The sequence below is a fragment of the Sphingopyxis sp. RIFCSPHIGHO2_12_FULL_65_19 genome, assembly GCF_001830555.1.
GTDB lineage: Bacteria > Pseudomonadota > Alphaproteobacteria > Sphingomonadales > Sphingomonadaceae > Sphingopyxis.
In genome coordinates this window covers 26,092-32,404 of sequence record NZ_MIAM01000009.1, presented here as the reverse complement: position 1 = coordinate 32,404, position 6,313 = coordinate 26,092, and the positions used below count along the sequence as shown (strand labels likewise).

General features: G+C 62.3%; 8 protein-coding genes. All 8 read right to left on the bottom strand.

Annotated elements, in window-relative coordinates:
• A partial coding sequence (locus A3E77_RS02095; protein ID WP_293643253.1) for a PHP domain-containing protein occupies positions 1 to 223 on the bottom strand: 223 nt, incomplete at its 3' end.
• Positions 224 to 297: 74 nt separating this feature from the next.
• Complete coding sequence (locus A3E77_RS02090; protein WP_293643252.1) at positions 298 to 774, bottom strand: glutathione peroxidase; 477 nt, start codon at positions 772 to 774, stop codon at positions 298 to 300.
• 1 nt (position 775) lies between these two features.
• Positions 776 to 1,378 carry a hypothetical protein gene (locus A3E77_RS02085; protein ID WP_293643251.1) on the bottom strand — a complete coding sequence of 201 codons (603 nt, stop codon included), beginning with the start codon at positions 1,376 to 1,378 and terminating at the stop codon, positions 776 to 778.
• A 40-nt stretch (positions 1,379 to 1,418) separates the two neighbouring features.
• A complete protein-coding gene (locus A3E77_RS02080; protein WP_293643250.1) occupies positions 1,419 to 2,096 on the bottom strand; it encodes an ABC transporter ATP-binding protein in 678 nt (225 codons plus the stop codon).
• Positions 2,089 to 3,339: a lipoprotein-releasing ABC transporter permease subunit gene (locus A3E77_RS02075; RefSeq protein ID WP_293643249.1), complete on the bottom strand. Its 1,251-nt coding sequence runs from the start codon at positions 3,337 to 3,339 to the stop codon at positions 2,089 to 2,091. Before A3E77_RS02075 ends, A3E77_RS02080 begins: the two co-directional genes overlap by 8 nt.
• Before the next feature lie 367 nt (positions 3,340 to 3,706).
• Positions 3,707 to 3,898, bottom strand: a complete 192-nt coding sequence (locus A3E77_RS02070) for a hypothetical protein (RefSeq protein ID WP_293643248.1) — start codon at positions 3,896 to 3,898, stop codon at positions 3,707 to 3,709.
• Between the two features lie 9 nt (positions 3,899 to 3,907).
• On the bottom strand, positions 3,908 to 4,591 hold the full coding sequence (locus tag A3E77_RS02065; protein WP_293643247.1) for a Crp/Fnr family transcriptional regulator: 684 nt from the start codon (positions 4,589 to 4,591) through the stop codon (positions 3,908 to 3,910).
• 25 nt (positions 4,592 to 4,616) lie between these two features.
• A complete protein-coding gene (locus A3E77_RS02060; RefSeq protein ID WP_293643246.1) occupies positions 4,617 to 6,248 on the bottom strand; it encodes a CTP synthase in 1,632 nt (543 codons plus the stop codon).
• Positions 6,249 to 6,313: the final 65 nt, after the last annotated feature.

The following is a 6,313-nucleotide window of genomic DNA, read 5'->3' as shown; positions in this document are numbered from 1 at the left end:
GGCGCGCGACGCTGAGCATCGCGCCGACCACCGGCTGCACCCCTGCCGCCTTGCAGGCATCGCCGAACGCCATTGCACCGTACAACCCGTTGCGGTCGCAGATCGCGATCGCCGGAAACCCGCGCTCGCGTGCGGCCTTGGCAATCGCTTTCGGCTCAATCGCCCCCTCCAGCATCGTGTAGCTGGAAAAGACGCGAAGGGGGACAAAGGGGCTGTATGCCATGGCGGCGACGCTAACGCTGCTATGTTGATTCGACCACCGCCCATTCACAAAATCGTCATCGCGACCTGTTGGGGCTACCCCAGCAGTTCCTCAATTTCTTTGCGCAATTGCTCGGGCTTGGTCGTCGGCGCATGGCGCGACACCGTCTTGCCGTTACGATCGACCAGGAATTTGGTGAAGTTCCATTTGATACCGCTGCCGAGCAGCCCGGTCTTTTCCTTTTTCAGATGCTTGAAGATCGGATCGGCTTCGTCGCCGTTGACGTCGATCTTTGCCATCAAGGGAAAACTGACGTCATAGGTCAACGAACAGAAATTAGCGATTTCTGCCGCATCCCCGGGTTCCTGTGCGCCGAACTGGTTGCACGGAAAGGCAAGGATCTCGAACCCGCGATCCTTGTAATCGCGGTACAATTCCTCCAGCCCCTCATATTGCGGGGTAAAGCCGCATTTCGATGCCGTGTTGACGATCAGCAGCACCTTGCCGCGATAGTCGGCCAGCGACTGCGTGCCGCCGCCGGGTAGCTTCGCCGAAAGATCGTACAGACCCATATTATTTCTCCCCCGCCTTGCGCGGTTTATAGATGAAATCGAAACTCGTCGCCCACGTCAGGCCTCGATCGGTCGACTGCTCCCCATGCTGGCGGACCGACCCGTCGGGCCGCTTGCTATAGGTCATGCGGATCAGCCCGTCCTGCCCTTTGCCGATCACATTCGCCCAATGGCCCGTCAGCACCATCTTGCCGTCCACCGGGCCACCATCGAAATCGACCCGCGCGCCGTTGCTGTCGACCCACGCCTGCCGCCAATAGCGACGTTCCTTGTCATAATGGCTGAACGACCCGCCTCCGCCGCCTTTCAGCGGTTTCCACGTCTCGCGGATCGCGCAGCCCGCGAACATCGCCTCGATGCTGCTGGTGGCGACCTGTGTCGTGCTCCCATTGGGGTACACGTCCCACTCGCCGACCCAGAAATCGAAGGCGCGATAGTCGGCCGTCGTGCAAGCCGACTGGATCAGCGGTGCTGGCGACTGCGGCACGGCGGGTGCTGCTGGCGGCAACAGGATCGGCGGCGGCGGTGGTGGTGGCGACTGAAAGCCCGCCGATGCCGGAACCGCGGAAAGCGCGAGCGCCGCAATCGCTGCCACACGGATCATCGCCACCCCTCCTGTCCCACCGTCTTTTTGCTGCGTCAGTTTACGCCTCGATCCGTCCGTCGTGCAAGCGGAGCACGCGGTCCATCCGCGCCGCGAGCCGTTCATTATGAGTCGCGACCAGCGCCGCCGAGCCATGGTCGCGGACCAGCTTGACGAACTGGTCGAAAACGCGATCGGCGGTCGCCTCGTCCAGATTGCCCGTCGGCTCGTCGGCCAGCACCAGCAAAGGCCGGTTCGCGAGCGCGCGCGCCACGGCAACGCGCTGTTGCTCGCCGCCCGACAATTTGCTCGGTTTGTGGTGCAATCGCTCGCCCAGCCCGAGGCGCCCGAGCAGGTCCGCGGCGCGTTCCTCGGCGTCGGCCTGTGCCGCGCCGCGGATCAACTGCGGCAACACGACATTCTCGATTGCGTTGAAATCGGGCAGCAAATGATGAAATTGATAGACAAAGCCGATCTTTTCGCGCCGCGTCCTGGTCCGCTCGCCCTGCTCATATTGTGTCACGTCGGCACCGTCGATGCGGATCGTCCCGTCGAATCCGCCTTCCAGCAGGCCGACGGCTTGCAACATCGTCGACTTGCCCGACCCCGACGGGCCGAGCAGCGCGACGATCTCGCCGCGGTTCAAATGCGCATCCACCCCGCGAAGCACGTCGATCGTTACGTCGCCCTGCGTGAAGCTGCGCTTGAGCGCGGTCAGTTCGAGGATCATGTCACTCATAACGCAGCACCTGCACCGGATCGGTGTTCGCGGCCTTGAACGCCGGATAAAGCGTCGCAAGGAAGCTGAAGACCATTGCCATTACCGCGATCCCGGTGATCTCGAACGGGTCGGGTTTCGACGGCAATTCGGTGAGGAAGCGGATCGAGGGGTCCCAGAGCGGTTGGCCGGTCAGGAACTCGACCCCGCGCAATACGCCCTGCCGGAAATAAAGCAGCCCGAAACCGAACGCCATGCCGACGATCGTTCCCGCAACGCCGATCGACACGCCGATTGCCATGAAGATGCGCAGCACTGCGTCGCGTGGCGCGCCCATGGTGCGCAGGATCGCCATGTCTCGTGTCTTGGCGCGCACCAACATGATCAGCGACGACACGATGTTGAACGCGGCGACGAGCACGATCAGCGACAGGATGACGAACATCGCGACACGCTCGATCGCCAGCGCCTCGAACAGGCTGGCGTTCATCGATCGCCAGTCGGACACCACCGCCTGCGCGGCGAGCTTTTCGCCGAGCGGCTGCAATATCTCGCCGACCTTGTCGGGGTCCGTTGTCTTGATTTCGATCATCCCCACCTGGTCGCCGGTGAGCAACAGCAGCTGCGCGTCCTCCATCGGCATCACGACATAGGCCTTGTCGAAATCATAGACCCCGATCTCGAAAATCGCGGTGATCCGGTAACTGATCTCGCGCGGCACGGTGCCGAAGGGTGTGGAGCGCCCCTGCGGATTGATGATCGTGAGGTTCGATCCGACCGTCGCGCCCAGATTGCGTGCGAGTTCGCTGCCGATCGCGACATTACCCGATCCGGCGGTCAGCGTGTCTAGGCTGCCTTGCAGCACCTTGCCGTTCAGCGTTTCATTTTTGCGGATGTCGGCGACGGTCATGCCGCGCACCAATATCCCTTCGACGCGCCCGCTGAAGCTGCCCAGCAGCGGCTGTTCGATCAGCGGCGTCGCGGAAACGACGCCCGGCGTCGCCTTGGCCTGTTTCAGGACGTCCTGCCAATTGTCGAGACGGCCACCAAACCCCTGCACAACGGCGTGACCGTTCAATCCGACGATCTTGTCGAACAGGTCGCTGCGCACCCCGTTCATCACGCTCATCACGATCACCAGCGCCGCCACACCCAGCGTGACCGCCGTAAAGCTGAACGCGGCGGCGACGAAGATAAACCCTTCGCCGCGCTGCGGAAGCATATAGCGTTTGAAGATGGTGCGTTCGTAAGGACGCAGGATCATAAGGCGAGCAGCCGTGGAGGCGTATGGAAAATGACACGCATGACGCCGCTTTAAGCAGCGCCGACGCCGCTGGCAATGGCCGCCGACATCGCGATAGACTTGCGAATGATTCGCATAATATGTTGCCCATAGGCCACAGCGGGGAGCAAAAGCGGGTCCAAATGCCCGTGAGAGGGTGACAAAGCCCCCCCTTCAACCTACCCCAATGTTTCTGGTTCAACGCGGCCCAAAGGCCCGGCTCCAGGGAGTGCAGACCTTTCGCCGGGTCTGCAACAAAGGGGGATGGCGAGTGTTCGTCACAGGCGCCCGGGTCTTGCAAAGCGAGGCCCGGGCGTTGTGATTCCGGGCGAGCGGCATGATCCGGCGCCTACATGGCGACGACAATCAAACCCACGCACGCCAGAAGCCAGCTGGCGGCGGCCGACCAGTAGAGCGACGGATTGTCTTCGCGCACGACCCAGAAGGGCGCAACCGGCATCGTCCTGGTCCCCAGACCCCATAACAACGTGCCGCCAGCAAAAATCGCGACGAGCAAGGCAAATGGATTTTCGATCCCCATATGCCCAGCCTACCCCTCGCTCTCGCTGATATCCTCCAGCATATCGGTATCGAGCACCCGGACGCGGCCCTGTTCCAGCGAAATCACGCCCGATTCTTCCCAGCTGCGGAGTTGGCGGTTGATGTGCTCGCGACTCATGCCGGCAAAATTGCCGAGTTCGGTCTGGCTGAGCTCGACGCGGTGGGTGGCCTCGACATCCTTGCGGATCAGACGCTTGAGGTAACGCGCCAGCCGTGGTCCCGACGCATAGGCGCGGTCGCTTTCGATCGTCTGGTCAGCCGTACGCAGCCGCCGTGCCAGTTGCTGCATCAGCGACCAGGCAAATTCGGGGTGGCTCGCGGCAAAATCCTTCAGCGCGTTGCGGCCGAGCTGTAGTGCGCTGCCAGCGCTCGTCGCGGTTACCGACGCCGTGCGTTCCCCGCCGTCGAGCAGCGCAATCTCGCCCAGCACCGCACCAGGCTCGGCATAAGCCAGCACGATTTCGCGCCCGCCCGATGTCAGCATCGACACGCGCGCGGTGCCTTCGGTCAAAATCAGCATCATGTCGCCAGGGTCGCCCTGCACGAGCAGTTCCCTGCCCTTGACGAAATTGACCTGCACCGCACGGCTGGCGATTTCGGCCCAGTCCTCGACCGAAAGCCCGGAAAAGATGCTGTCGGGGCCCTGCAAATCGGCGAGTTTCGCGTGATCCATGCCCCATAAACCCCTTTTGCCCGGCCTAGACCAGCCGACTCTGTTTCACCGCCGCTTCGATGAAACCCGCAAACAAGGGGTGCGGGTCGAACGGCTTCGACTTCAGTTCCGGATGGAACTGCACCCCGATAAACCACGGATGGTCCGGTCGCTCAACGATTTCCGGCAACATGCCGTCGGGCGACATGCCCGAAAACACCAGCCCGCCCTTCTCCAAGCTTTCGCGATAGGCGCCGTTGACCTCGTAACGATGGCGGTGCCGCTCGCTGATCTCGTTCGCCCCATAGACGCTCGCGACATGGCTGTTCGGCGACAATTTGGCATCATAGGCGCCTAGCCGCATCGTACCGCCCAGGTCGGTATCGGCGCCGCGCTTTTGCAGGCCTTCGTCGCTCATCCATTCGGTGATCATGCCCACGACGGGTTCGTCGGTCGGGCCGAATTCGGTGCTCGACGCGTCGGCGATCCCGCTCGTGTTCCGCGCGGCTTCGATGCACGCCATCTGCATGCCAAGGCAGATACCGAAAAAGGGAACACCCCGTTCGCGCGCGAAACGCACGCTCGAAATCTTGCCCTCGGACCCGCGCTCGCCGAACCCGCCGGGCACCAATATGCCGTGCATCGGCTCCAAATTTGCCGCCAATTCCTCGTCGCGCTCGAACATTTCGGCGTCGAGCCAGCGGATATTGACCTTCACCCGGTGCGCCATGCCGCCGTGGACCAATGCCTCGTTGAGCGACTTATACGCGTCGGGTAGCGACACATATTTGCCGACGACGCCGATGGTGACCTCGCCTTCGGGATGCTGTTTGCGGTCCATGATGTCGTACCAGCGCGACAGGTCGGGCGCGGGCGCGTCATGGATACCGAACGCGCGCAGGACTTCGTTGTCCAGCCCTTCGCCATGATATTGGACCGGAACCGAATAGATGCTGTCGGCATCGAGCGCCGGGATCACCGCTTCCTTGCGGACGTTGCAAAAGAGCGCAATTTTCGCACGCTCGCTGTCGGGCAGCGGTTTTTCGCAGCGGCAGAGCAGGATGTCGGGCTGGACGCCGAGCGATGCGAGTTCGCGCACGCTATGCTGTGTTGGCTTTGTCTTGAGCTCCCCGGCGGCGGCGATGTACGGCACCAGCGTGACATGGACCGAGATCGCGTTTTCGCGTCCCTCTTCATTCTTGAGCTGGCGGATCGCCTCGATGAAGGGCAGCGATTCGATGTCGCCGACCGTGCCGCCGATCTCGCACAGCACAAAATCGAGGTCGTCGATGTCGGTGCGGGCGAATTCCTTGATCGCATCGGTGACGTGCGGGACGACCTGCACCGTCGCACCCAGATAATCGCCGCGGCGTTCCTTGGCGATGATACCCTGATAGATGCGGCCCGAAGTGACATTGTCGCTCTGCCGCGCCGCAACGCCGGTAAAGCGTTCATAATGGCCGAGGTCGAGGTCGGTTTCGGCACCGTCGTCGGTCACATAAACCTCGCCGTGCTGATAGGGCGACATCGTGCCCGGATCGACGTTCAGATAAGGATCGAATTTCCGGATACGGACACGATAGCCACGCGCCTGCAACAAGGCTGCGAGGCTAGCCGCCATCAAACCTTTGCCAAGCGAGGAGACCACGCCGCCGGTGATAAAAATGAACCGCGCCATGGGAGGAAAGACTTACTCAACGGGAGGGGGACGGCGCAAGCCGTCGAATCGCATCCAGCGGAAAT